The following is a 26,121-nucleotide window of genomic DNA, read 5'->3' as shown; positions in this document are numbered from 1 at the left end:
AATGAGGCACAGACAAACTAGTTCATCAAGACAAAAACGCAGAAAATCTACGAGAAAACGAGATGGACTACGATCAAGGATTAAGAAATATTGGAAACGAAAATGGAGCTCATTTAAGCGCAAGGCTATGCGCAAGATAAAGAAAAACAAGTTCAAGGTGACATTTTCTATTATCGGGCTTTTAGCGATTTTGATTGTGATTATTCTCCACTCTATGCGTGGCACTCCATTCGAATACGGCAATTTTACGCACGATGCTAGATTTAAAGGATACGTGATATCCACGGGGATTGATGTTTCATATGCACAGGGAGATAATATCGATTGGCATAAAGTTAAAAAGTCAGGTGTTGATTTCGTATATATACGTGCTGGTTTCAGAGATGCGTCAAAGGGAAACCTTCACAAAGATGCAAAGTTTGAGAAGAACATTAAAGGGGCCTACGATGCAGGACTAATGGTCGGAGTATATATATACTCACAAGCTACAACGACTGAAGAAGCAGCAGCCGAAGCCGATTATCTAGCTGACTTAGCAGACAAATATCACATAGATTTACCACTAGTGATGGACTACGAGCTATATAACGGTGGCAGGCTCGCTCGAGCGATAAGCTCAGGCTCACTTGGAACTTCAGGTATAAATAGGAACGCTTTAGCATTTGCAAAGAGAGGCTGGGGGCGTGGCTACGAAACAATGGTCTACGGAAACTATGATTTCCTTATGCACTACGCGAGTGGGTACGAGCTATCCAAGAGTACAAATATCTGGCTCGCCCAGTATCATACGAAGGCCACCTACAAAGGTAAATACATGATGTGGCAGAGTACAGATAAAGCTACTGTTCCAGGCATAAGCAAGAACGTGGATCTTAACTTCATGTATCTAAATCCAAAGGAGACATATCACTCTTTAAGTTCTAAAGCTATTGGCAAAAAGTCAATTGAAAGATGCAATGTGCAGCTTAAAAGCCATAGTTCAAGGTATCTCGGATTTGCTGTTAAGCCTGGTATCGTTGTTTACGACCACGGCAAGGAACTTAGCGAAGATAAAGATTATAGAGTTGCATACATTAAGAACACATCTCCAGGCACTGGATATGCTATAGTTACAGGGATAGGAAAATATAAAGATTCAGTCATGACTAGCTTCAAAATCAAAAAGCTATTATGATGACTCAAGACCTCATATGCAGATCTTCTATAATTGTATGAGATATGCATATACCAGTTAAGGTAAAGGAAGATTGTAAAATGAAATTTATATCATGGAACGTAAATGGTTTCAGAGCTGTTCTAAAGAAAGGCTTTGAAGAGATTTTTAATGAACTCGATGCTGACTTTTTCTGTATTCAAGAAACCAAGATGCAGGAAGGACAAGCTGACTTCCACCCCGAGGGTTATTACGAATATTACAGCTATGCTGAAAAAAAAGGTTACTCAGGAACTGCGATTTTCGCAAAAGAAGAGCCGCTAAGTGTTGCATACGGAATCGAGGGAAAGCATAATGACGAAGGTCGTGTAATCACGCTTGAGTATGATGATTTTTACCTTATATGCGCATATGTGCCAAACGCTCAGAACGAGCTGAAGCGCATTGACTACAGGATGGAATACGAGGATGACCTGCGAGCTTATATGACTGAGCTAGACAAAGTGAAGCCTGTCGTATACTGCGGCGACCTCAACGTTGCACATCAGGAAATCGACCTCAAGAATCCAAAGAGCAATCGCGGTAGTGCTGGCTTCTCCGATGAGGAGCGCGGCAAGATGACAGAACTGCTGGAGGCGGGATTTACTGACACATTTAGATACCTACAGCCTGAAACGACAGGCATGTACTCCTGGTGGTCATACCGCTTCAACGCCCGTGCCAACAACGCTGGTTGGCGCATAGACTACTTTATCGTGTCTAATCGGCTAGAACCTAAAATCAAAGAGGCTTCTATATTAACTGATGTGTACGGCAGCGACCACTGCCCCGTCTCCTTGGTACTTGAATAGCATTGGTGGCCACAATATATGTGCTCCCACATTAACGATTGTACAATGATAATTTAGATAGTAAAAATATACTTATGATGAAAATACTTGAAAATCAAGCTATTTAATTAAAACTAACGCTAATATTTATACAAAAGAAGAAAGGAAAAAGTTATGAAAAAGATTACAGCATTTGAATATGCAGGATGCCCATACTGTGTGCAAGGAAAAAAGGCTCTAGCTGATCTCATCGAAGAGAATCCAGAGTACGGCAAGGTTGAAATCGAATGGATTGAGGAGAATGAACATCCTGAGATCATCGCAAACTACGATTACTATGCTACACCTTCGATGTTTATCGATGGGGAGAAGAAGTATGAGGCTCATCTATTTGAAAGCTACGAGGAGTGCAAAGGTCACATCAAGGATGTGCTGGATGAGGCGCTACAGTAGATGCATCGACCCGATAAAATCTGCTGAAATACAATTTAAATGTCAGAAAAAATAGCTACAAGGCATGCCTTGTAGCTATTTCATTACTATTTATCAAACTTGAGTTTGCTAAACTCCTTCTTGCGCGGATATGAATCCTCAGAGAATGTCTCGGCCATGTTCTTAATCGCTTTTTTCTCCTTAGCGCTGAGCTTGGTCGGAACCTCAATATTTACCTTTACATAGAGGTCGCCATATCTGCCAGTTCTAGGGTTCTTAACACCCTTACCCTTCAGCCTGAAGTTGGATCCAGTCTGAGTTCCTGGAGCCAACGTGTATGAATAGGTTTCATTGAAACCCGGAACTTTAACCTTGTCACCGAGAACTGCCTGATCATATGAAATAGGCATCGTCAGATATAGGTCATCGCCACGTCTCTTGTAAATCTTGTGTGGCTTTACGTTGATAACAATATACAGATCTCCGGACGGACCTCCATTTACACCAGGTTCACCCTCTCCGCGAATAGGAATTATGCTATCGCTATCAACTCCTGCCGGAATATCAATTTTAAGTGTAACAGTCTTTCTAACTGAACCTTTGCCGTGGCAATCAGGACAAGGCTTGTCTATTACCTGACCAGTTCCACCACACGCATCACAAGTAGTCACATTTTGGAAAGTACCAAAAGGAGTCTGCGATACGCTAGATACCTGACCAGTTCCACCGCACTTCTCACAAGTATGCTTATGTGTTCCTGGGGCCGTTCCTTCGCCATTACAGGTTTTACATTTAACTTCTTTGGTTAGCTTGATTTCTTTTCTGCAGCCAAATATCGCTTCTGTAAACTCGATTGTAATCGACTTCTGCAGGTCATTACCCTTGCGAGGACCATTCCTCCTAGCACTGCGTCCGCCGAAACCACCAAAGCCACCGCCGAACATATCAAATATATCTTCAAAGCCACCGAAGCCACCAAAGCCTGCTCCTGCGCCACCACCGCCAAAGCCTGCATTTGGATCTACTCCTGCGTGTCCAAATCTGTCATACTTATTCTTTTTATCAGGATCCGACAATACAGCGTATGCTTCATTGGCTTCCTTGAATTTTTCTTCAGCTTCCTTATCTCCTGGATTCTTATCAGGATGATATTTCATCGCCATCTTACGATATGCTTTCTTGATTTCGTCTTCGGAAGCACCTTTCTGGATGCCCAGCACCTCATAATAATCTCTTTTTTCTGCCATATTATTTCCTTCCAACGATAAATTTATTAAATCAGTGAACTGCCGGCACTAGGTGCCGGCAGTAATCACCTGCTGTATTTAGACTTATTTGTCTTCGTCTACCACTTCATAGTCAGCATCTACAGTGTTGCCATTTGGACCTGCACTCTGTGCGCTGTCCTGTGCCTGCTCACCAGATCCTGCAGCACTTGCCTGAGCCTGCTGAGCTTCCTGATAGATTCTCGATGAAATTGGATAGAATGCCTGTGTTAGAGCCTCAATCTTAGCCTTGATATCTTCAACATCGTTAGCTTCTACTGCCTTCTTAAGGTCTTCCCTTGCAGCATCAACTTTAGACTTCTCATCAGCTGTAACCTTGTCACCGAGTTCATTCATCTGCTTTTCGGTCTCGAAGAGCATTCCTTCAGCCTGGTTCTTAACCTCGACTTCTTCCTTCTTCTTCTTATCCTCTTCAGCATACTGCTCAGCTTCCTTGATCTTAGCGTTAATCTCATCCTCAGAAAGCTTAGTTGAAGACGTGATCGTGATCTGCTGCTCTTTTCCAGTTCCTAGGTCCTTAGCACTTACATTTACGATACCGTTGGCATCGATGTCAAATGTAACCTCAATCTGTGGAATTCCACGAGGAGCTGGAGCGATACCTGTGAGCTGGAATCTGCCCAGTGTGATATTGTCGGCAGCCATCTCTCTTTCACCCTGCATTACGTGAACATCTACCGCTGTCTGATTGTCTGCTGCTGTCGAGAAAATCTGACTCTTCTTAGTTGGAATAGTAGTATTTCTCTCGATCAGCTTTGTTGCTACACCACCTAGTGTCTCAATTGAAAGTGATAGTGGAGTAACGTCGAGCAGAAGCACGTCATTTACCTCACCTGTGAGTACTCCAGCCTGAATCGCAGCACCTACTGCAACGCACTCGTCAGGGTTGATTCCCTTAAATGGTTCTTTACCGGTTACCTTCTGAACTGCTGCCTGAACTGCTGGAATACGAGTTGAACCACCAACGAGGATTACCTTAGAGATGTCAGCGTTAGTTACTCCAGCATCTGCCATAGCCTTCTTCATAGGCTCAATACTTCTATCCACTAAATCGCTAGTGAGCTGATCAAATCTAGCTCTTGTAAGATCCATATCCATGTGAAGTGGGCCAGCTTCAGAAACTGTGATGAATGGCAGATTAATCTTAGTTGTCTGAGCACTTGATAGCTCTTTCTTAGCCTTCTCTGCAGCTTCCTTTAGTCTCTGTAGAGCCATGTTGTCTTTTCTAAGATCTATTCCATGCTCTGCCATGAAGGAGTCAGCTAGGAAGTTTAGAACTGCGTTATCGAAGTCATCTCCGCCGAGATGTGTATCTCCGTTTGTAGCTAGTACCTCAAATACTCCGTCTCCTAGTTCAAGTACAGATACATCGAATGTACCGCCACCTAGGTCGTATACGAGAATCTTCTGTGATCCGTCAGCCTTATCTAGTCCGTAAGCTAGCGATGCAGCTGTTGGCTCATTGATGATTCTCTTTACATCGAGTCCTGCAATCTTACCAGCATCCTTTGTAGCCTGCTTCTGTGCATCGGAGAAGTATGCAGGAACTGTGATTACAGCCTCTGAAACCTTCTCTCCGAGATAAGCTTCAGCATCTGCCTTAAGCTTTCCTAATATCATAGCTGAGATATCCTGTGGAGTGTAGCTCTTGCCATCAATCTCTACAGTGTAGTTCTCACCCATGTGTCTCTTGATAGAAGCGATTGTTCTATCTGGGTTAGTTATAGCCTGTCTCTTAGCAGTCTCTCCTACTAGTCTCTCACCATTCTTTGTGAATGCAACTACAGATGGAGTCGTTCTTGCACCCTCCGCATTTGCGATTACCACTGGTTCTCCGCCCTCTAGAACGGCTACACAGCTATTTGTTGTTCCTAAATCAATTCCAATAATCTTACTCATTTTATTTACTTCCTTTCATATAAGAAATCTTAATTTACTAATTTTATGTACTCGCCTTTTGTGCTACCGCACTACTTTGCGACAGTAACCATTGAAGGTCTAATGACCTTTCCGTTAAGGGTATATCCCTTCTGGAGCACGCTACAAACCTTATTGCTGTCGTACTCTTCACTATCTGCTGTCATAACTGCGTTATGCATGTTAGGATCAAACTCTTCACCAAGAGCCTTCACTTCCACAAGTCCAGACTTCGTGAGCACTCCGAGCAATTGATCAAAGATAAGTTTCATGCCCTGTGCATAACCTTCTACATCTGTGGAATTATCAGTCGCGAGCGCTCTCTCGAAATTATCAAGCACCTCGAGCAGTTCAGTTACAATCTTTTCATTTGCATAAGAATGTATATCGGACTTCTCCTTTGCAACTCGCTTCTTATAATTCTGAAACTCTGCCATCAGTCTAAGGTATTTTGCATCGCCATTTTCTTCAGCTTCCGCTTTCTTGCTATTATCTTCGGCAGTGGCCTCCGAAGCATTATCCTCGGAACCTTCGGAGGATTCAGGCTGCTCATCTTCTTTTGATATTGTTTCATTTTCCATATTGTTATCTATTGAATCTGAAGTTTCAGTCTTAAGCTCTTCTGTCGCTTTCGTCTGAGCTTCAGCTTGATCGCCATTAATCTTTTTCTCTTCAGTCATCCTTAATTTCCTTTCCCTCACTTAGCAAGAACGATTTACTGAGGTTCTCTGTCAGATACTCCATAATTGAAGTTACCTCGCTGTAGTTCATACGTGTCGGTCCAATTACACCGATCTTTCCTATCAATTTACCATCTACATGGTATGTCGCTGTTACAAGCGAGCAATCTTTCATCGAAGAATCGGTATTTTCATCTCCTATAGTCACGATTATTCCATCGTCACGCTGGAGCATGTCCTTCGCAAATTCATCCTTCTTGCTAACTAGCTCGATAAAAGCTTTTGCCTTATCAATGCTGCTGTACTCAGGAATATTGAATATATTGGTCAAGCCTTCCATGTATAGATTGACATTGAGCATATCCTCAAGCGTCTTCATAAAGTTAGGCATAATCTTGCTTGCTAGCGGACTCATCGCCTCAAGGTCAGAATTGAAATCTGCGATAATCGATTTCTTAAGGGCCTCATCTATCGTAGTCCCCTTATAGTTATACGTCATCGACTTGCTCAAAACCTCTAAAGACTCAGGTGTATATGGAACATCCACTTTAAGCGTAGTATTGTTAACATTACCTGTATCCGAAACTATCATTAACACGATTGTGGCTTCATCTACTGGAAGCAGCCTTATGAACTTTAACGTGTCGCAGCTTGCTGATGGTGTCATCGCAAAGGATGCAAGTTTTGTAATATCAGATAGAAGCTCTGCGGCCTGCTGAAGTGTCTGATTAAACTCAGCCACACTCACCTGCATTCTCTCGTTAATAATCTCTTTTTCCTCTGGCGAAAGATCGTGCTTACTCATGAGATTATTAACATAGAGTCTGTAAGCCTTGTCAGAAGGTACACGACCTGCCGAAGTGTGAGGATGGGTCAGGTAACCAAGCTCTTCTAAATCAGCCATTTCATTTCTAATCGTAGCTGGGCTGACGCCTAGTCCATACTTCTTAGCAAGTGACCGCGAGCCGACAGGTTCCGCACTTTTAACATAATCAGTAATGATTGCCTGGAGGATCTGAAGTTTTCTCTCACTTATATCCAATGCTCTCCCTCCTGTCCTCAAGATTTTTGTTAGCACTCATTAATATGGAGTGCTAATCACTACACATAGTCTACTATTACTTACTCAATGTGTCAACACATAAAATGGATTACTATATGTTTTTTTCGTGAAGTACACATCAGTATATGTTCACACTAAAATAGACCTCTGACATAGTCCGAGGTCTATCAATTTTCATATTAGATCCTTCTTTTGAAAATCTTGTTTCCTTGCATTTTGCAACAGTTTTGTTTATTGATGCGATTTCACTAATTGCCTTCATGACGTGCATTTCCAGCAAATATAAACACCATGTACTTCACATAAACAAATGCTACAAATGCTGTTGCTATAACCGTTTCAGCTAGGACGACATTGTTTAACCATGGAAGCGGGTGCCCCATGAGAGCAGAACACGCCATCGTCTGCTTAGTAGCAATCGCACTGATTACAAAAGGAAAAGTGAATCCCGCAAAGCTCGGATAGAACTTCTTCAGTAATCCAAGAGAGACAACTAGAGAATATACATACAGTACTGTTGCTACTACGAACATCCCCATAAGCAGCGTATAGTTCTTAACTTGAACTGACTGAATGTATGCCGCGATACAAAGACTCATAGGCGCTGCAAATATTCCAGTAAGCGGTTTAACGGGGTCCGGCAGTGGATGCACTGTATACCTCTTGATAACTATCATGAGAAGTGGGATTAGTATAATTAGGCCGAACCAGAATGTCGCTACTCCAAACCCAGTCTTTTCATACGCAGGTGCAGTTACTCCTGCAACTGCAATTCCTACATATACGATGAACCAAGTCGTGAAGACCTTTTTCTGATCGTACTTCAATACGAACTTCACTGTAAAATATACGATAAGTATAATATGTAATACTATAGCGAATATCCAGACAAAGTATGCGCCTTGCCCTATAAATGGTTTAACGTATGTACTGAGTATCATCAGCGCCATTGGAAAAGTTGCTGCTACTCCAGCCATTACAGGAGTATCCAAATCTTCTTTTATTGTACTCGGATATTTTATGAGCTTTATCAGTATTAAAACCAGCAAAAATGCCGCCAAGATTCCACAGACATTTCGAACCGTATCCGAATAACTCTGCAGTAGATTTCCGAGGGCAGCTGTTCCAAGCATCACACCACATATGGGAAAAGGTACTTTCTTAATCATAATCACATTCTCCGTTCTCTACAAAACATTTTTAAGCTTCAAGTGGCGTAGTTCTAGTCTTGAGATAGTCGTCATGAGAAAGGACTTTGATTTCCCCAGTGGTCTCAATCCCAAGCTCACGAGCGAGTATTTCTGCGGTCTTTGCAGCGCACATTCCTGTATAGTAGATGCACTGCGACTTATGACCACCCTGGCTCATATCAAATTCTCTTGTAAGAACACGGCAACATGCTGCCTTCTTTGTGTTATTCTCTCTAAACCAGTCGTGAAGTTCATTTGTCATGCTCATGCATTTTACAACCTCTGGATCCTTAGGTCCCCTTTGCTCATCTCTACCGAAGAACATGCTTATTGCTAGCACACCACCGTTGAGAGCACCACAGATACATCCAGATTTACCAACACCGATTGCCATACCAGATGCCATCTTGATAATCTCATGTGGAACATCTAGCTCAAAGTTATCCATAATAACTTCCATAACTGCCTCACAGCAGAAGAATCCCTTGCGATATGACTCTTCAGCCTCAGCCTGTACCTTCGCTAAATCGATAGATTTTGCATTTACTTTCATTTTGTTACCTCCAATCATACCTTCAAACGTATCATCCTTGTGATACATTCTTGACTATCGTATCAAATAATACTCTAAATACCTAAAGAATTTTAGCTATATTAATAACTTCAATTATTACTATGATTTATCTGGCTTAAAATAAAAATAATCAATACCTTTTTATTTCGGACACTTTACCAAATAAAAGTAACAAAAAATAGCGACCTCCTAATAGTGGAAGTCGCCAAATTTTAATCACACGGTTATCCTTATCGGTAAGTTAAGATTTTTTAATCTATATCTATACCGTACAGCGAACGATATAGAGTCCATCCTGATATGTATCTACGTAGATGTATCCTCTATCATCTACTATACAGTCCTCAGCATGTCCAACATGTGGTCCAGGGAATAGCGTACCTTCATCGATATCAAACCAAGTACCTTCTGGATCTGGTGGCATGAAGTAGGCAATCTCCTTTGGTACGAACGGATCTGAAACATCATAAATACGAAGACCTGCCTGGAAGTGGCAGTTATACACTCTGTCATCTCTGCTCTCGAGGCAGTCCTGTCCGAACGCATCGAACATGTTATGTGGTCCAAATACCACCCTCTGACCATCGATGATGTTGAAGTTCTCGCCGTGACACTTCTTATACGCTTCTGGTACCTCTGGGTATGGAAATACCGAGATGAGTGCTGGGTTCTCTTTATCAGATGTCTCAATCATTCCAATGATATTCATAGGCTGACTAGTAATCTTATGGAACATCCCTTCTTCTCTATTGTTATCGAAATACCATGTTCTCTCGCCTTCTGTGGTAACAATGGCAAATGGTCTATCCCCAAGAGGCATTGCTGTATGCACAGCTGCTCCCGACTGACCGTTACTGAATGGAGGATTTAGAGAGACGTTTCCAAGAAGTCTAGGTCTACTCTTGTCGTGCACATCGATCATGCAAAATCCTACATTAGGAAAAGCTGCATATACGACATCATCTTTTACCGTTATTGCATGTCCATTAGGGAGCTTCATAAATGGTTCAGTCCCAACCTCCGGCATGTCAGATGCCTTCTTGTTACCGAGATACTGTCCATCTGCCCACCAGCTTCCTACTTCAGTTGGATTAGTTGGGTCCGAGATATCTACAATTCTTAGGATATACCCTCTGAAGTTACGTTTACTACCCATAATATATGCGTAGTCTCCACCATTGTAGAAGCTACGATGAACTCCTGGTCCATCTTCGCACTCAAACTGTCCGAGCAGCTTAGGATTTAAAGGATCCGACTCTATGTCGTAAATCTTGAACCCACCCCAATATGGTTGCTCGTGAGTACCATGTAGAACTCTCATAGTACCACCATAGCAAGCGATCAATTTGCCATCAGCTACCTGCAGCTTAGCAAGACTCTGCCCGTCATGAACTTCACCAACCCAGTCTCCCTCAACCCACTTTGCAACTGGATTTGCAGGATCTGTAACATCTACGATGTTAAACCCATTGTCACGGAAGCAAGCGGTATAAAGATAATATCTGCCATCCTTAGTACGGTGCATTCCCATCTGAAAACCAGGTTTCTTGTTCAAATCCGAATAACCTACGAACTCAGTGTTTTTAAAAAGCATCTCTTCTCTTCTAGACATGTTACCCTCCTTATATTTTATATATAAATCTCATACTTAACTAATTAATGACTATAGACTATCACCTAAGTCGATCTATTAGAACCCACAAAAAACGAATAGATATCAATGCGTATTTTGCATTGATATCTATCATACATCAACATTTTTGCTATTTATATTCTATGAATATCTAATCTTTAAAGTATTCCTGTAGCTCTTCTTTAAATAATGCAACCTCTCTGTTCAATGCGTTTTCGTGCCAAGCCAAGGCGACATTTGCTTTACTGCTTATCCCAATCGAGTGAATTTCCGTTCCGCCTCCCATAGCTACCCATTCGTCTGCCAGCATGATACCTCTTGCATTTTGCACATTTGCAAACATCGACTCAAGATTAGGGACCACTTCAATCTCTGGTATGAAGTTGTACGGCCTAAGATTAAACCCTATGAGTGAGATAATTTCACGCAGCTTTGGATCTTCAGCGACAAACATCTTTACACCCTTTAGCTCCTTTGGACTAGTAACCTTCTTATCTAGAAGTTTATGCGAATATATTATAGAACGATTAACCTCGGTCACGACTTCGTATTTGATTCCCAATTCCGAAGTGCCCTGCATATAATCATCCAGTGATAACACCGCATCTAGTTGTCCTGACTGAAGCTTGTTCATGAGTGTCTCGAAGCTAAGGCATTCAATTCTAACCGAGAAATCATCGTATGTCTTACGGCATTTATCTATTACTTGTGGGAGAAAATGTGATATATTCCACCCGATGTTGTATCCGAGCCTCAGCTCATGCGTCTCATCCCTAAGTGACTCTCTCGTTTTGGCAAGTTCAGCATCGAACCTCTTAAAAAGACTATAGTATTTCTCACCAGCGAGTGATAGCTTTATGCTTCTAGAGTTTTCCCTGTTAAATAATATAACCCCTAGTTCATCCTCAAGTCCCTTAATCGCACGACTGACTTGAGATTGTGGCACGTATAGCTTATCAGCGGCCTTTGTGAAATTAAGAAGCCTTGCTGCTTCTACAAAAGCTTTTATCTGTCTATCGTTCATCGTCTATCTCCGCTTTATGTGTATCCTATTTTGACTTTACTTCCTTCCAACTATCGCTATATAACTTAGTCGTATCAGGATCGAGATTCCTTAACAGCGTACAGCGAGCAATCGTCTCTTTGCTAGGAAATAGCGCAGGGTTTGAAACGTACTTTGAGGGAATCATCTTAATCGCTGCAGTGTTCGGCGTCGTATAATATATGTAGTCAAAATTTCGCTTAGCCACTTTCGCTTTGCACATGTAGTTTATGAATCTTTCAGCATTTCGCTTGTTGCGAGCACTCTTAGGTACAACCCAAGAATCGATAAAGAACTCCGACCCTTCCTTAGGAACCACAAATTCAATATCTTTATTGAGATCGTGCGTATAGTTGTATTCACCATTCCACACAACGCCAATTGCAGCTGATTTATCTGCTAGCAGATCTCTTGCCGAATCATTTGCGTATTTATATACTAGCTTCTTCTGCTCCTTAAGTGCATTCTTCGCCTCTTCAATTTCCTTAGGATTTGTGGTGTTAGGTGAATAACCAAGTCTGAGGAGCGAGATTGCAAAAGCATCGCGTACACTATCCTGCATGACTATGTTGTTCTTAAAATCAGGGTCCCATAATACGTTCCACGAGTCTACCGTCTTGCCCTTCACCATCTTCTTATTGTATAGAATCCCCGATACACCAACCAGATATGGAACAGAATATTCATTGCCTGGATCATACTCCTCGGCTTTTCTCATGTAGTCTTCATCAAGATTTTTAATGTTTCTGATATTCTTTTTGTCCAATTTCTGCAGCAGATTCTCGTCCCTCATCTTGCTTATCATATAATCTGACGTGCACACCACATCGTAGTTCGCAGAGCCATTCTTTATTATAGGGTACATCTCCTCTGCAGTATCATACGTATCTTGAATTACTCTTATCCCAGTATCAGCTTCAAAATCAGCAACAACCTCCGGGTCGTAGTAATCTCCATAGCTGTATACATAAACCTCTCCATTTTCGCCACTTCTACACCCTGTCATTGTAAGAAGTAGCAGCAGTAACAGAGAGCCCATTATCAACTTTTTCATGCTCTTTTTGGCTCCTTATCCCTATTCACATTGACGATCAATAGTGCTATTAGAGCTATCAAAAATATAATCGTAGATAGCGCATATAGCGACGGCCTGATGCCGATCTTAACCTCACTATATATGAGTGTCGATATAGTGTTGATACCTGCACCCCTGGTAAAGTGTGTAACTACGAAGTCGTCTACTGACATCGTAAACGAAAGAAGTGCACCAGATAGTATTCCCGGCATGAGTTCAGGAAGAACGACCTTTCTAAAAGCATATGAACGTGAAGCCCCGAGGTCCATCGCTGCTTCAAAGAGTGTATCCGTCCTCTTGTTAAGTCTCGGCCGAACAGAAAGTATCACGTACGGTATACAGAACGTAACGTGCGAGAATAGTATAGTCATATAGCCAAGCGATACTCCAAATAGCAGGAACGATAGCATCAGCGAGATACCAGTTACGATATCAGCGTTAAGCATAGGTATGTTGTTCACTGCAAGGAGAGTCTGCTGCGCACCAGGTCTTAGCGACTCAATTCCGAGCACTGCCAAAGTACCGATTACAGTTGCGATAAGGGAAGCTAAGATAGCTATCGAAAATGTATTTACAATAGCTCCCAGTATGAGTCTGCTGTGAAACATCTCCTGGTACCACTTAAGCGAAAATCTCGTAAATACCGACATCGAACGGCTCTCGTTGAATGATAGGAATATGAGCGTTAGAATCGGCAGATACAGGAAGAGCATTATTATTATCAAATACATATTTCCGAAGATTTTCTTCATAATAAATGATCCTCCTCTCCACCGCCAAACTTCTGGACTATAAGCATGCTGACGATGATAAATACCATCATGACTAGTGAAAGTCCAGAGCCTAGATACCAGTTTGAGTTCACAGTGAATTCCTGTTCTATAATATTTCCGATTAGATTAACCTTGCCACCTCCAAGCATGTTAGATATTACGAATGTAGTGAGTGCTGGGATAAAGACCATAGTCACTCCACTTGCAATTCCAGGGATACTTAGCGGGAAGATAACCCTTCTAAACACGTAGAATTTGCCTGCTCCAAGGTCATATGCTGCCTCAATCAGGCGGTTATCGATCTTGGATACGACGTTATAAATAGGAAGCACCATAAATGGCAGGAAGTCGTATACCATACCGAGCACCACTGCTCCGGGTGTTCCCATCATCTCCTGTCTATTTAGTCCTATGGATGTGAGTACAGAATTGATTACTCCCTGTCTCTCGAGGAGAACTTGCCATGCCATAGTTCTGAGCAGGAAATTCATCCACATAGGAAGTATAAAGACAAATATCATGAAACCTTGCTTGCCAAACCTGCTTTCCCTCAAAATTAAAGCCATAGGAAAAGCCAGTACAAGACATACCACCGTGCTCACAACTGAGAGCAGCAGCGACATGGCGAGCGCCTCTAGGTGCTGCGAATTAAACATCGCCGTGATATTTTCAAATGTAAAGGCACCGTTTCTATCGGTTATTCCGTAATACGCAATTGTCAAAATCGGGATTATAGTCCCTGCGATTATCCAGATAACAAAAGGTGCTGTATATCCTTTTTTAGATATCAACTTCCTGTGCCTCCTCGTCCTCTGATGTAGGCTTGTGCATTATCTGAATGTTCTCCGGTCGCACATACATACCTATCGTCTCACCAACTTCATGTGAATCATAATTCTGGAGTAGCCACTCCACCTTACCGTCCTCACTCTGTACGAGCATCTCGTAGTGAACGCCGATGAACAGTTTGCTGATAATCTTGCCGTTCATAATGCCTTCTCCATACTCGCGAATCTCTATATCCTCAGGTCTAATTACCGCATCGACAGGCTGACCGACATTAAATCCATTTTCCCTGCCATCAATACATTTAAATACATGCCCGTCTATCTCAACGAGCTTATCATCAACCATCTTGGCATCGACGATATTGCTATCTCCGATGAAGTCTGCTACAAAAGCATTTTCAGGCTCATTATAAATCTCTTCAGGTGTTCCCATCTGCTGAATGTAGCCATTGTTCATAACGATGACAGTGTCTGACATCGTTAGGGCTTCTTCCTGATCATGAGTAACGAATATAAATGTAATGCCTAGTTCCTTCTTGAGTCTAACGAGCTCGTACTGCATCTCCTGTCTGAGCTTAAGATCAAGAGCACCTAGTGGCTCATCTAGTAGCAGAACTCTAGGTTCATTAACTATCGCACGCGCCATAGCAACCCTCTGCTGCTGACCACCTGACATCTTGTCGACTCTTCTATTTCCATAACCGTCGAGATTAACGAGCTTAAGTCCGTATGCGATTTTATCCTTTATGTACTGTTCGGATTTACCGCTTACATGCAGCCCAAAAGCGATGTTCTCCTGCACTGTCATGTGCGGGAACAACGCATAGTTCTGAAATACTGTATTTACATTACGCTGATTCGGTGGGACATTGGTTATATCCTTGCCGTCAAAAATTACTTTCCCTATATCAGGAGTCTCAAATCCTCCGATGATACGCAGGGTAGTGGTCTTGCCACATCCCGATGGTCCTAGCAGTGTTACAAATTCGTTCTCCTTGATTGAGAGCGAGATATCGCTTAGCACCTCGTGGTCGCCGTAGCTCTTCCCTATGTTATCAAGTCTGATTAACTCGTTCAAAATCTTCCTCCAATGTTGCTGTTATAAGCATTATCATTAAGTTCTAGAAACTAGGTGGCGAACTCACCCATATAATCTCCGCACCCTTACCAGAGCTTATATAATGCTCTTGCTCTGGGTATATATAGAACGACTCGCCCTTTCCCACATGATATGCGTCACTACCTATATGCACATCTATACTACCTTTGATGACGTATCCGAATTCCTCGCCTTCATGAGGGTTATCAGGTATCGTGGTGCCACCAGCACCTATGGTCACTCTGATAGGCTCCATATTGTTCTTCTGTGCATTGGGAACAATCCATTCTATAGTACTTTTGTGACGCTCATCTTCCTTAACGAAGTAATCCTCTCTGTTAAATACGACCTGCGGTCTCTCCTTCTCTGAGAAGAACGACGTGAGGTCTGTGCCAAGAGATATAACGATGTCCTCTAGTGTCGCAATCGATGGAGAGGTCAGATCTCTCTCCACCTGTGAAATAAACCCCTTAGATAGTTCTGCTCTATCTGCGAGTTCCTCCTGAGTGAGTCCCCGTTCTATTCTAAGCTCTTTAATTTTCTCTCCGATTTCCATCTATCGTCCAATCTAAATGCTTTGTATTTGCAGTATATCCACATAAAAATGTCTTGTAATATTATTTACTGCTATGCATTATAATAAATAATTAGTTTAGTATTTGTAAACCAACATCACTATTATAATCACATTAACTACAGTGTCAATATATTAATCATAAATCTCAATATATTAAACAACGTATCTAGACAAATAAAGAGCCCCAGTCCTCTCTCTCGAGATTTCTGAGGCTTTTTTTCTATATGTAGTATCAATAAAGATGCGTGACACTACTTCTCAATATCGTGCAGCATTTGCATTATAGACTCGTCGAGAGCTGTCGTGTCAGCAAACTCGATTCGTCCCTGATCGCTCAGTGTAGCTAGATCAGGATTGATTGGGAGCTTTGCAAGCACCTTGAGCCCATTCTCTGATGCAATTTCGTCTACATGGCTCTTTCCAAAGATCTCGTACTTCTTGCCGTTATCCGGGCACTCAAAGTAACTCATGTTCTCAACGAGTCCGAGAATAGGAACATTCATCATCTTCGCCATCTTGACTGCCTTCTCAACTATCATAGATACAAGCTCCTGTGGTGATGTAACTACGATGATTCCATCGATTGGAAGTGACTGGAACACTGTCAGCGGTACGTCTCCTGTTCCTGGTGGCATATCGATGAACATCACATCGAGGTCCCCCCATGCTACATCTGTCCAGAACTGTGTTACAGCCCCTGCGATTACAGGGCCTCTCCACACTACTGGGTCACTTTCGTTTTCTGTGAGCAAATTGAGCGACATAACTTTAATCTCTGATGCACTCTTACCTGGAATAATACCAATCTCACTTCCGTAAGCTTTCTCATGTATACCGAACATCTTTGGAATTGAAGGTCCTGTGATGTCAGCATCCATAACTCCAACCTTGCATCCGTTTCTATTAGCCGTTACAGCTGATAATGCGGTAACCATCGATTTACCAACGCCACCCTTACCACTGACAACGGCTATAACCTTCTTAACACTGCTGTGCTCATTTAGCTTCTCATGACCACCATGCGCACCGCCTTCTCTTGATGGGCAGCTTGACCCGCAGCTTGAACAATCATGGCTGCAGGATTCAGGTGTCTGCATATTATCTGCCATTTCATTCCTCCTATATATCCAATTACTTATATGTTAATCGTGCTCATTTATTGTACTACAAATTCACAAATTCCTAAACGTATTCCTGTCCGTTCATCCTATCAACGTAGTGACAAGCCTTCGTTGCAGCAATGGATCCGTCAGATACTGCGGTAGTCAGCTGTTTTAATTCCTTAGCTCTGCCATCTCCAGCTACGAATACTCCAGGAGTTCCTGCTTCACAAGACTCGCCGATTTCGAAGTATCCCGCTTCATCGGTAGCAACTAGGTTTGCAAAAGGCTTTCCATTTGGAATCTTACCGATAGCTACGAAGAGAGCACTGACAGCGATATCCCTAGTTTCACCTGTCTCATTGTTTTTAACAGTAATTGACTCTAGCGCCTTATCGCCGTTTACCCCTACTACGTTGCTGCTCATGACAAATTCTACGTTATCATGTGCCTTGAGTTCATCGATAACTGCCTGCTCTGCTCTAAATCTGTCTCTTCTATGAATTATAGTGACCTTCGAACAGATATTAACGAGAAATACCGCATCTTCTACAGCTGTATTTCCCCCGCCGTATACTGCGACTTCCTTGTTTCTGAAGAACGCACCGTCACACACTGCGCAGAAAGAAATGCCTCTGCTGATTAGACCATCTTCACCAGAAATTCCCATCTTTCTATTATCAAGTCCAGTGGCAAGCACAACAGCAGTAGCTTCATACTCGTCGCTATTACCCTTAATCTTGAACGTTCCTCCCTCAGTCTCAGGAGCGGCTACTTCAGTTATTTCATCCATGATGATTTCTGCGCCGAACGATTCAGCCTGCGACTGAATCTTCATCGCGTACTCTGCACCATTCATTCCCGGCGCAGCAGGAAAATTATCTATAGAATCAGTAAAGGTAATCTGTCCTCCTATAAGTCCACGCTCGATAACTGCAGTTGACTTGCCAGCTCTAGCTGCATATATTCCTGCAGTAAGGCCGGCTGGTCCTCCGCCAATAATTGCAACATCATACTTCTTTCCCATCTCTAGTACCTCCGTATAATTGATTCCTTATGTATGTATTCTTACGATGAACCTATAGCACACCGTTATCATCTTAAGTTCATTATACCTCATGAACTTTACGGATTATGAAAATTCTGTGATTTTTAATTTTGCGCAATCTAATTTTATAGTTTAGAACTATATCATTTTTATGATAAATTCTTGAATTATCTGACGACTAGTAGTATATTATTAGCAGACATCACTAGAGAGTGCTAATAGCAGGATAAATAATCTTATGAAAGAAGGTTTTGATATGGAAAAAATGAAATTTAAAGCAGAGTCGCAGCGGCTCTTAGATATGATGATCAACTCTATCTACACCAACCGCGAGATATTTATGAGAGAGCTTGTCAGCAATGCGAGCGATGCGATTGATAAACGTTATTATAAGGAAGCCGAAGATGGCTGCACAGGAAAATCTAGAGATGATTACGAAATCAGAATTGCAGTTGATAAAGACGCAAGAACTCTAACCATCTCAGATAACGGAATCGGTATGAGCAAAGAGGAACTTGAAAATAACCTAGGAATAATTGCTAATAGCGGTTCGCTTAAATTTAAAGCAGATAACGCTGAATCTATGAAGGATGTAGATATCATTGGTCAATTTGGTGTCGGCTTCTATAGCGCATTTATGGTTGCGAAGAAAATTCAAGTAATCTCTAAGGCCTATGGTTCCGACCAGGCATATATGTGGGAGAGCGAGGGTGCTGAAGGCTTCACAATCGACAAGACAGAGCGTACAGATGTCGGAACTGACATAATCATATATCTAAGGGATGACACTGAAGACGATAAATACTCCGAGTTCCTAGACGAGTTTAGGATTAAAAGCATCATTAAGCAGTATTCCGACTACATCCGTTACCCGATCGTAATGAACGTCACAAAGCAGCGACAGAAACCAGCCTCCGAGGATGAGATGAATTCTGAGGATTATAAGCCTGAGTACGAGACTTATACTGAGGACGAAAAGCTCAACAGCATGGTGCCTCTATGGAGGATGAAAAAAAGCGAAATAACGGATGAACAGTATAGTGACTTCTACAAAAAGACATACATGGCATGGAGCGATCCCCTAAAGGTGATTCACACTAATGTTGAGGGGGTAATATCATATGATGCACTGCTATTTGTGCCTAGCGACGTGCCTTTTAATTACTATAACAAAGACTTTAAATCAGGACTTCAGCTATACTCGAGTGGCGTCCTAATCATGGATAAATGTGAGGATCTTCTACCAAGTTACTTTGGATTTATCAGCGGTCTAGTTGATTCTCCTGATTTATCGCTAAATATCTCAAGAGAGATGCTCCAGCAAGATAGACAACTTCGTGCTATCGCACAGAGGCTAGAGAAGAAACTGCTACAGACTTTCGGAGAGATACGAGATAAAGAAAGCGAGAAGTATGAAAAGTTCTTTGAGAACTTTGGAATACAGCTCAAATATGGAGTATATGATAACTTCGGAGCAGATAAGGATAAGCTTAAAGACTTGCTTCTATACTATAGTAGTACCACCGAAAGCATGACTACGCTGAAAGACTATGTCTCCAGGATGGCTGACGACCAGAAATACATATACTATGCTGCTGGTGAGTCGAGAAGTAAAATTAAGATGATGCCGCAGATGGACCTCTTTGAAGATAAGGGCTATGAAGTTCTTTATTGTACTGATAATATTGACGAATTCGCATTTATGGCGATGAGAGAATACGATGGCAAAGAGTTCAAGAATATATCCGACAAGGATTTAGGATTTGAGAAAACTGAAGAAGAGGTAAAAGCTCAAGCGGATAAAAACGAAGCAGCGAAGAGTACACTGGGTGCGATCAAAGAAGCCCTAGGCGATAAGGTATCATCTGTAATCCTATCGACCAGACTCAAGAATCACCCTGTATGCTTCGCAACATCTGACGGAGTGTCTATTGAGATGGAGAAGATCCTCAAAGCTCAAGCAGCAATGTCTGGTAACAAAGAACTATCAGGCGTTGAAGCAGATAAAGTCCTTGAGCTTAACGGCGACCTACCGTTCTTTGATGCTATTAAGAAGGCCGTAGAAGCCGGAGATAGTGACAAAGTGAATGACTATGCAAATCTCCTGTATGATCAGGCGCTTGTACTCGAAGGTATGCCAGTTGAAGATCCGCTAGCATTTGGAGAGAGGATCTGTAAGCTCATGAAGTAAGCTGCTTCCCCTGTCAAGTAATATCATGACAGCAGGGACTTGCACTTTTAATGCTAAATCCAAACACACAATCTCTATGTAAAACAAGACCGTGGCTTTGCAGCCACGGTCTTTATTATTCGCTTAATCTATCGGATAGCCGATAAGCAGGTGCTACTGTGCTGCCTGTCCTGCCTGAACAGACTTGATTGCTGTGAACATTCCACCCATCATTGCATCTAGGAAGTCAACGTTACTATTAATATCAGTTGTCCACTCGCCCTTGTCGTTCTTTGTACAGTTGATAGTAACTGTCTTCTTGTAAGACTTATCCTTTACGCTGTTTAGGTTCTGGAACATCAGATTGTAAACATAGTCTTTAACATCTGTTGTTGCAGTGATCTTTCCGCTCTTAGCGTCAGCTACTACGGTATCATAAGTAGTCTTGTAAGCTGCACCGAAGTCGTATGTCTTAATCTCAACCTTTACAGTCGCTTTCTTTCCATCAACCTTCTCGTCCTTTACTTCATAATCGAAGTCCTGAACCTTCTTGATGAACTTGTCATACTCTTTTCCATACTTCTGCTCTAGAGTCTTGTCGTTGAATAGCTTAGAAACGTTCGAAGAAGTCTTCTCAGTCTTAATCTGCTTGAGGTTATCCTCTACAACGCTCTTAGGTGACTTGCTGCCACAAGCTGTTAGCGCAAACATAACTAGTACAAGCATGCTCACAATAAGTAGTGTCTTTTTCTTCATTATAGTTCTCCCTTTCGTGACTATTTTATCGCCTTTCGGCACTCTCCATTAAACACTGTTATACCGTACTTGTCAAGTGCGGATAATAAGATAGAGGCGTATTTCCTTGAAATTTCAAGCTTATCTCGATAATCAGCGAGGGTAAATCCTTCTGGCTTTTCAGTTCCAAGTTCACGTACAGCTGCAGTTGCTATATCCCATGCTTTGGTATCGATATAGTAGCTTGCATCGAGTTTAAAGATCTCCCCTCGTGACACGAGCTCATTTTGAATGGCGCTAGCAATATCTTTGTTACCTGCGAATTCATATATATCTTCATTTTTAATCGTCTCGACGCCAGCTTTATCATACATTTTCTTAATCTCATCCATCAGGGCAAGCTGCTCATCTGAGAACTCAACCTTGAAACCTGCAACCGAAATCGTCTTCTCCTTGTCCTCAAGCATTCCCGAATCTAAGAACTTAGAAATAATCGCCTGTCCTAGCTTATCATCCTCGATATGGCGATACTCCTTAATCCTGCTTAGCAGCTCTCTCTTAGGGATTCCATCTACCATAGGATTCTGGCTATGATACTCTTCGATTATCTTTGAAACAGTATCCTCGAGTATTTTTAACTTATCCTCGTTTACGATAGAGCCATCTGCAAGTATTACCACCCTGCCTTGGCCTGCGAGTGATTTAATAGCTTGTTTTATTTCGGCAGCCGTGAGTCCAAGCTCCTGCCCAAGCTCACACTCTTTATAATACTTCCACCTTCCGGTCTTTAGATGAATGATATCCCCTATATCGCCAGCAGCAAGTATCTCAAAGTCAGCAAGCACATCGTCACGATTTCTCTTATGCTTCTCTGGATTTGCATCAAGCACTCTACCACCACCAACTGTAATTACTGGTGAGTAAAATCTGATAATGAACTTATCTCCTCTCCTAACCGCTATAGGTTCTTCGAGTCTTAACTGCACAAAGGCCTTGTCCCCACTCACCATAACATCGCGGTCCATGATAATGACCTTAGCTAAAACCTCCTTACTACCAGTGTAAAGATGAACTCTGCTGTTATTAAGTATCTGCCTATCACTGCTATTAAAAATGCTCATTTCCACGTCGAGCATATTGGTCACAGTAACCGCACCTGATGCAGCTAATACAGAGCCTCTAAGCACATTTTCCTTCTTGACACCAGATAGGTTCACAGCCGTTCGCTGTCCAGCAACCGCCTCATCAGTATCGTTGCCATAAGTCTGGATTCCTCTTACCTTCACAGGTAATTCCTCAGGATATATATTCAAATCATCATTCAGTTTTAACACACCATCCACTAGAGTTCCTGTGACTACAGTTCCAAATCCCTGCATAGAAAAAACTCTATCTATAGGCAGTCTGAATAGCTCCGGCTCCTCGCGCCTCTTTGACTCACGGTCGCACTTCTTTATTATTTCATCTCTTAGCGCATCAATATTTTCTCCAGTTTTAGACGAAACAGCTATCATGGGTTTTCCCTCAAGAAAAGAGCCCTTAAAATAATCCTTTACATCCTCGACTAGCATTTCAAGCCACTCCTCGTCCACCATATCCTTTTTGGTGATTGCGATGATGCCATCATCGATTCCGAGCGCTTGCAATATTTCAAAATGCTCTTTAGTCTGTGGCATGATACCTTCATCTGCTGCAACTACAAATAGCACGAAGTCAACACCACCGATTCCAGCAAGCATATTTTTGATAAATTTCTCATGCCCTGGCACATCAATTACACCGATATTATAGCCTGCATCATTATCTATGTGAGCAAAACCGAGTTCGATGGTAATTCCACGCTTTTTCTCTTCGGATAGTCTATCTGTATCGATGCCAGAAAGAGCTTTAATCAGCTGAGTCTTGCCGTGATCGACGTGACCAGCTGTGCCAATAATTACGTTCTTCATCTATTCCACTTCCCTTAGCGCTGCTGCGATATCTTCAAGCTCGCGGTCAAGCACAGTTCTTACCGAGAACAGCAGTTCATCCTCGTGAATTCTTGCGATTACAGGAATTTCATGTTTTCTAAGTGCCCTCTCAAGTCCCTTTGTCGTAGTCTCCGTAGACGTTACAGCTACCGCAACCCCTGGTAGGAATACCATTGGCGCAGAACCACCACCAATCTGGTCATCTGCATCAACAATTTTAACATTGAGCTTGCTATTCGCCGTACGGATCTTGTCGGCTAAACTCTCAGCTCTTTCGAGCAGAACTTCGTGAGTTGTCGTAATCATGCGGAGCACCGGGATATCACGCATCGCAACTTTTGTATCCCTATATTTCTTTAACGTCTCTTCCATCGCTGCAAAAGTCATCTTATCCACTCTAAGTGCACGTGCCAGAGGATGCTTCTTCATCTTCTCGATAAACTTTCGCTTTCCAGCGATAATCCCAGCCTGAGGACCACCAAGCAGCTTATCACCACTGAATAGAATGACATCGATTCCCGTATCTAGAGAGGCAGGAACATTAGGCTCATCAAGTCCATATTCAGCGAGGTTCACCATGAGTCCATTACCCATATCGAAGATAACCGGGATATCGTGCTCCTTGCCAATATCAACTAAATCATCGAGTTCAGCCTCTTCAGTAAATCCCATGATTTTATAATTGCTGGTGTGGACCTTCATGAGGGCGCCAGTGTTTTCATTTATCGCCTTCTCATAATCACTAGGCTTAGTCTTGTTGGTAGTTCCAACCTCATGTAGAGTCGCGCCACTCTGCTCCATGATATCAGGAATTCTAAAAGCTCCTCCGATTTCGACTAGCTCACCTCTCGATACCACGACCTCATGGCCCTCCGCCATAGCAGAAAGCACAAGCATCGTAGCAGATGCGTTGTTGTTGACGATCATGACATCCTCAGCACCGGTAAGTTCAACCATGAGTTCCTGCAGAATATCATGTCTTGAACCACGCTTTCCTAGCTTAACATCATATTCGAGATTCGAATATCCTCGTGAAACCATCTCTACATTGCGCACTGCATCTTCACAGAGTGGTGCTCTGCCAAGATTCGTGTGCAAGATGGTTCCTGTCGCGTTAATTATTCCGTGCAGATGATTCACTTCGTCAGCTTCGAGTCTATCCTTAATCTCATCAGCGATATACGAGATGCTTAGTTTCATTACGTCATAATTCTCTAGTTCATCATCGCTTAGAGCAAGAATTTCAGCACGCACCCCATCTATAACCTTTCTGGCCATAGATGTTACAACATCTCTTCCACTTTTCTCGAAGGCATTAGAAAAGAGGTGCTCTTTAAGCACCTCATCTATCTTCGGAATCTGCCGTAAAACTTCATTTCTTTTCATATTATTACTCCCATGCAAACTTAAATGGCGGGAGTGCGTGGGAATCGAACCCACCCGAGAAGGTATCAGCTCCTCATATCGGTTTTGAAGACCGTAAGGCACACCAGCACCTATCCACCCCCAAGTTACATACTTTGTCATTATATCATCAAAGCTAAAGCCTATCAACAGATAGTTGATAGGATATGCGCCATTTGCGGATACTATAACAGAATTTTTTATTAGCGCATAACTCATTTATCATCGCTTTTTATAAAGATTCGCATGTATATTAATAAGCACCACATCAACTATGTAACCTCTTTATGATATAATAAGAAACATTCATTTCTAATAATGGAACTATTATTTCGTGGGAGGCTTTTGATGATTTATCTAGATAATGGAGCCACTTCCTTCCCTAAACCACAGGAAGTTGCTGATGCAGTCTATGAATATATGACTAAGGTTGGAAGCAATATCAACCGAGGAGGTTATGAAAAAGCTTATTCGGCTGCCGAAGTAGTCCTCGAGACCAGAGAGATGATCGACTCGATGATGAATGGATATGGCGCGCGCAATGCAATATTTACACCTGGCAACACTTATGCGCTCAACTTTTTAATAAAGGGTTTAGCTCGAACAGGAGATAAATTCCTCACTAGTCACATGGAACATAATGCAGTCTATAGACCGCTGCACCAGCTTCAGGAAGATGGTGTAATTGAGTATGAATGCATGCCTTGTAACGAACTTGGACAGCTCGATCTTGATAAAGCTCTGGATATGATCACTCCAGATATCAAGGCTGTTGTCATGCTTCACGCTTCTAATGTGAGTGGCACCATACTTCCCATCGAAGATATAGGAAGAAAATGTCACGAGGAAGGTGTGCTCTTCATAGTAGATGCAGCGCAAACAGCAGGAAACACCCCTATTGATATGCAGAAATGCCATATTGACGGACTTACTGTTCCAGGCCACAAATCACTTCTCGGTCCACAGGGTATTGGCGTTATGCTCATCAACCCAGCGATCAAAGATGACATCATCCCTATAATTTCAGGGGGTACCGGTAGTCACTCTGATATGGCTGATATGCCTTCAGAACTTCCGGACAGATTCGAGAGCGGCACTCTCAACTTACCAGGAATCTTCGGGCTTCATGCGGCTCTCAAGTGGGTTCAAGAGCATTTTGACGAGGTTCGTACACATGAAGAGAAGCTTACCGCGAGGATGCTAGGTGGAATCGCTAATATAAAAGGTGTACGTCTTGCTGGAATTCCCAATACAGACGGCAGAGTAAGCGTTGTCTCCATCGATTTTACAGAGGAAGACAATGGTATCTGTGCGTTCAACCTTGAGCATACGTACGGGATTAACACAAGAGTTGGACTACACTGTGCACCGCTTGCGCACGAGTCTCTACATACGTTTCCAGAAGGAACTGTTCGATTCTCGATCGGACCATTTAACACCGAGGATGAAATTGACACAGCTCTTAAGGCGATTGAGGAACTTGCGCTGGCGAGCAACGTATAGATATTTTAATGCATTTTGATTTTTACCATAGTATGACTTAATTAGATTCAATAACAGAAAGAGGAAAAGGATAATGGGA

23 protein-coding genes and 1 tRNA gene are annotated in these 26,121 nt (G+C 42.3%); 5 read left to right on the top strand and 19 right to left on the bottom strand.

What is annotated here, in order from left to right:
• The first annotated feature begins 1 nt into the window (after position 1).
• The 3 genes from Q7O90_RS04740 (at position 2) to Q7O90_RS04730 (ending at position 2,436) form a co-directional block, all read left to right on the top strand.
• Complete coding sequence (locus tag Q7O90_RS04740; RefSeq protein ID WP_304128126.1) at positions 2-1,174, top strand: GH25 family lysozyme; 1,173 nt, start codon at positions 2-4, stop codon at positions 1,172-1,174.
• An 80-nt stretch (positions 1,175-1,254) separates the two neighbouring features.
• Entirely contained in the window at positions 1,255-2,004 is a 750-nt protein-coding gene (locus Q7O90_RS04735; RefSeq protein ID WP_304128122.1) for an exodeoxyribonuclease III, read from the top strand.
• Between the two features lie 153 nt (positions 2,005-2,157).
• On the top strand, positions 2,158-2,436 hold the full coding sequence (locus tag Q7O90_RS04730; protein ID WP_297966581.1) for a thioredoxin family protein: 279 nt from the start codon (positions 2,158-2,160) through the stop codon (positions 2,434-2,436).
• A gap of 86 nt (positions 2,437-2,522) precedes the next feature.
• Here Q7O90_RS04730 and dnaJ read toward each other — a convergent pair whose 3' ends face one another.
• From dnaJ to Q7O90_RS04655, 15 genes are all read right to left on the bottom strand, one after another.
• On the bottom strand, positions 2,523-3,662 hold the full coding sequence (dnaJ, locus tag Q7O90_RS04725; RefSeq protein ID WP_297966579.1) for a molecular chaperone DnaJ: 1,140 nt from the start codon (positions 3,660-3,662) through the stop codon (positions 2,523-2,525).
• 84 nt (positions 3,663-3,746) lie between these two features.
• Complete coding sequence (gene dnaK / locus Q7O90_RS04720; protein ID WP_304128120.1) at positions 3,747-5,600, bottom strand: molecular chaperone DnaK; 1,854 nt, start codon at positions 5,598-5,600, stop codon at positions 3,747-3,749.
• Positions 5,601-5,671: 71 nt separating this feature from the next.
• The gene (gene grpE, locus Q7O90_RS04715) at positions 5,672-6,298 is read right to left on the bottom strand and encodes a nucleotide exchange factor GrpE (RefSeq protein WP_304128117.1); all 627 of its coding nucleotides are present in this window, start codon (positions 6,296-6,298) and stop codon (positions 5,672-5,674) included.
• The gene (hrcA, locus tag Q7O90_RS04710) at positions 6,291-7,340 is read right to left on the bottom strand and encodes a heat-inducible transcriptional repressor HrcA (protein ID WP_304128114.1); all 1,050 of its coding nucleotides are present in this window, start codon (positions 7,338-7,340) and stop codon (positions 6,291-6,293) included. Before hrcA ends, grpE begins: the two co-directional genes overlap by 8 nt.
• Before the next feature lie 269 nt (positions 7,341-7,609).
• A complete protein-coding gene (locus Q7O90_RS04705; protein ID WP_304128111.1) occupies positions 7,610-8,530 on the bottom strand; it encodes a TDT family transporter in 921 nt (306 codons plus the stop codon).
• A gap of 31 nt (positions 8,531-8,561) precedes the next feature.
• On the bottom strand, positions 8,562-9,104 hold the full coding sequence (locus tag Q7O90_RS04700; RefSeq protein ID WP_297966566.1) for a C-GCAxxG-C-C family protein: 543 nt from the start codon (positions 9,102-9,104) through the stop codon (positions 8,562-8,564).
• Between the two features lie 283 nt (positions 9,105-9,387).
• Positions 9,388-10,737, bottom strand: a complete 1,350-nt coding sequence (locus Q7O90_RS04695; RefSeq protein WP_304128108.1) for an LVIVD repeat-containing protein — start codon at positions 10,735-10,737, stop codon at positions 9,388-9,390.
• A 172-nt stretch (positions 10,738-10,909) separates the two neighbouring features.
• On the bottom strand, positions 10,910-11,782 hold the full coding sequence (locus tag Q7O90_RS04690; protein WP_304128105.1) for a LysR family transcriptional regulator: 873 nt from the start codon (positions 11,780-11,782) through the stop codon (positions 10,910-10,912).
• 25 nt (positions 11,783-11,807) lie between these two features.
• A complete protein-coding gene (locus Q7O90_RS04685; protein ID WP_304128102.1) occupies positions 11,808-12,854 on the bottom strand; it encodes an ABC transporter substrate-binding protein in 1,047 nt (348 codons plus the stop codon).
• Positions 12,851-13,627 (bottom strand): ABC transporter permease, encoded by a 777-nt coding sequence (locus tag Q7O90_RS04680; RefSeq protein ID WP_297966554.1) that lies wholly within the window; start codon positions 13,625-13,627, stop codon positions 12,851-12,853. The genes Q7O90_RS04685 and Q7O90_RS04680 overlap by 4 nt, the downstream gene beginning before the upstream one ends.
• Positions 13,624-14,439, bottom strand: a complete 816-nt coding sequence (locus Q7O90_RS04675) for an ABC transporter permease (RefSeq protein ID WP_330667049.1) — start codon at positions 14,437-14,439, stop codon at positions 13,624-13,626. The genes Q7O90_RS04680 and Q7O90_RS04675 overlap by 4 nt, the downstream gene beginning before the upstream one ends.
• Entirely contained in the window at positions 14,429-15,517 is a 1,089-nt protein-coding gene (locus Q7O90_RS04670; protein WP_304128216.1) for an ABC transporter ATP-binding protein, read from the bottom strand. Before Q7O90_RS04670 ends, Q7O90_RS04675 begins: the two co-directional genes overlap by 11 nt.
• A gap of 40 nt (positions 15,518-15,557) precedes the next feature.
• Positions 15,558-16,091: a cupin domain-containing protein gene (locus Q7O90_RS04665; protein WP_273067184.1), complete on the bottom strand. Its 534-nt coding sequence runs from the start codon at positions 16,089-16,091 to the stop codon at positions 15,558-15,560.
• A 272-nt stretch (positions 16,092-16,363) separates the two neighbouring features.
• Positions 16,364-17,221 (bottom strand): Mrp/NBP35 family ATP-binding protein, encoded by an 858-nt coding sequence (locus Q7O90_RS04660; protein ID WP_304128096.1) that lies wholly within the window; start codon positions 17,219-17,221, stop codon positions 16,364-16,366.
• 73 nt (positions 17,222-17,294) lie between these two features.
• Positions 17,295-18,239: an NAD(P)/FAD-dependent oxidoreductase gene (locus Q7O90_RS04655; RefSeq protein WP_304128093.1), complete on the bottom strand. Its 945-nt coding sequence runs from the start codon at positions 18,237-18,239 to the stop codon at positions 17,295-17,297.
• 277 nt (positions 18,240-18,516) lie between these two features.
• Here Q7O90_RS04655 and htpG point away from each other — a divergent pair, with 277 nt between their 5' ends.
• The gene (htpG, locus tag Q7O90_RS04650; protein WP_304128090.1) at positions 18,517-20,451 is read left to right on the top strand and encodes a molecular chaperone HtpG; all 1,935 of its coding nucleotides are present in this window, start codon (positions 18,517-18,519) and stop codon (positions 20,449-20,451) included.
• Positions 20,452-20,604: 153 nt separating this feature from the next.
• Here htpG and Q7O90_RS04645 read toward each other — a convergent pair whose 3' ends face one another.
• The 4 genes from Q7O90_RS04645 to Q7O90_RS04630 form a co-directional block, all read right to left on the bottom strand.
• On the bottom strand, positions 20,605-21,186 hold the full coding sequence (locus Q7O90_RS04645) for a hypothetical protein (RefSeq protein ID WP_304128087.1): 582 nt from the start codon (positions 21,184-21,186) through the stop codon (positions 20,605-20,607).
• 20 nt (positions 21,187-21,206) lie between these two features.
• Positions 21,207-23,114: a selenocysteine-specific translation elongation factor gene (gene selB, locus Q7O90_RS04640; protein WP_304128084.1), complete on the bottom strand. Its 1,908-nt coding sequence runs from the start codon at positions 23,112-23,114 to the stop codon at positions 21,207-21,209.
• Positions 23,115-24,521 (bottom strand): L-seryl-tRNA(Sec) selenium transferase, encoded by a 1,407-nt coding sequence (gene selA, locus Q7O90_RS04635; RefSeq protein ID WP_304128081.1) that lies wholly within the window; start codon positions 24,519-24,521, stop codon positions 23,115-23,117. It abuts the gene before it with no gap.
• Positions 24,522-24,546: 25 nt separating this feature from the next.
• Positions 24,547-24,643 (bottom strand) — tRNA-Sec (locus tag Q7O90_RS04630).
• A 244-nt stretch (positions 24,644-24,887) separates the two neighbouring features.
• On the opposite strand from Q7O90_RS04630, the gene Q7O90_RS04625 reads away from it, so the two are divergent.
• Positions 24,888-26,042 (top strand): aminotransferase class V-fold PLP-dependent enzyme, encoded by a 1,155-nt coding sequence (locus Q7O90_RS04625; protein WP_304128078.1) that lies wholly within the window; start codon positions 24,888-24,890, stop codon positions 26,040-26,042.
• Positions 26,043-26,121: the final 79 nt, after the last annotated feature.

It is taken from the genome of Mogibacterium diversum, assembly GCF_938028775.1.
Taxonomy (GTDB): Bacteria; Bacillota; Clostridia; order Peptostreptococcales; family Anaerovoracaceae; genus Mogibacterium; species Mogibacterium diversum_A.
This window is presented reverse-complemented; position numbering and strand designations above follow the sequence as displayed.